The 1,273-nt window shown below is 42.3% G+C and carries 2 protein-coding genes; one reads left to right on the top strand and one right to left on the bottom strand.

Going from position 1 to position 1,273, the window contains the following annotated elements; genetic code table 11:
- Positions 1-195 (top strand): hypothetical protein (locus HZS80_RS23325; protein WP_218927823.1); only part of this gene is annotated, 195 nt, incomplete at its 5' end.
- A 112-nt stretch (positions 196-307) separates the two neighbouring features.
- Here HZS80_RS23325 and HZS80_RS23205 read toward each other — a convergent pair.
- Positions 308-1,162 (bottom strand): LysR substrate-binding domain-containing protein, encoded by an 855-nt coding sequence (locus HZS80_RS23205; protein ID WP_340162628.1) that lies wholly within the window; start codon positions 1,160-1,162, stop codon positions 308-310.
- Positions 1,163-1,273 lie beyond the last annotated feature (111 nt).

Here is a 1,273-nt window from a genome sequence, read left to right as displayed (position 1 = left end):
GCGGCCGCGCAAGACACTGGACTGGCGCACGCCGCTGGAAGTTTACGCCGAGGTGCTCAAGAAATCGGTCGCTGGCCCGAGCACCCTTCAATAGCGTTGCGCTTGGAACTTGAGACCGCCGACCTACACAGTGTTGCTCATTTTGCGCTTTCGCTACGCTGGCACAAAACACTTAACTCCGTTTCGGCGTTTTAGCCGAGCGTTACATCAGAATGACCTAAAAGACCGCTCCTGGCCGAAAGCTGCTTGAAATATTTAAAATTAGAATGCCAAGCCTTATATATTAAGTTAATTACTTAAATTGCTATCAAATAGTTCCATTCAATTCAAATGGAACTATTTTCATTTTTTCGGCCAAAAAGTCGATGAACATTCTTAGACGAATAGGAATGTTTTGCTTATAAGGGTAAACGGCATATATGTCAGCATTAGGAAGTTGATATTCACCGAGGACTTTTTTCAAAGCCCCCTGTTTGATATGGTGATATACATCCCATTCCGCTCGTATAGCGATGCCATGCCCCTTCAAGGTCCAACTTAATACGCTTTCACCATCGTTTGAGCTTAAGTTTCCTCCAACACGAACATGATATATTTGCTCTTCTTTTGTGAAGTGCCAATTTCCGTATGTTTCATCGTTCTGCCTAAGTACTATGCAGTTATGATGAACAAGATCTTGAGGTGATAAGGGCTCATCTTTAGTGGCTAAATAGTCAGGAGAGGCGCATAAAAATCGCCTGTGTGAGGCGATTTTCCTAGCATGCAAACCAGAGTCTGGAAGAGATCCGAACCGAATGCCGATATCAAAAGCGTTGGTGATTAAATTTAAAGGATGATCGGAGAGATGCAGCTGGCATTCAATTTTAGGATATTCCTCTATAAAGTCCGATACAAATCTTGAGACATATTTTCTTCCAAACCCGAAAGGAGCGTTAATCCTAATAAGTCCTTCTGCTTCGTCAGTTTTCTGACGTAAAGCGTAACTCATTTCTTCTATCGTTGTTGTAACTTGATGTGCATATTCTAAGTATATCTTTCCATTAGCTGTAAGGCTCATGGAGCGGGTAGATCTGGATATAAGTTGGCATCCAATATTTTTTTCAATATTAGAAAGTCGTTTGCTAGCTGCGGCTGGAGTTATATCAAAATCTTTAGCCCGGATTTCTCACAGGGTATAAAAGAAAGCGGCTGAAAGTGTTAACGTTTCAGGGCCTTACACCAAAAACCAACACCAACAGCCGCTTCCAAAATGGTACCTGAAAAGCTGACCTTC

The organism is Vreelandella glaciei (assembly GCF_013415125.1).
GTDB classification, from domain to species: domain Bacteria; phylum Pseudomonadota; class Gammaproteobacteria; order Pseudomonadales; family Halomonadaceae; genus Vreelandella; species Vreelandella glaciei.
This window is presented reverse-complemented; position numbering and strand designations above follow the sequence as displayed.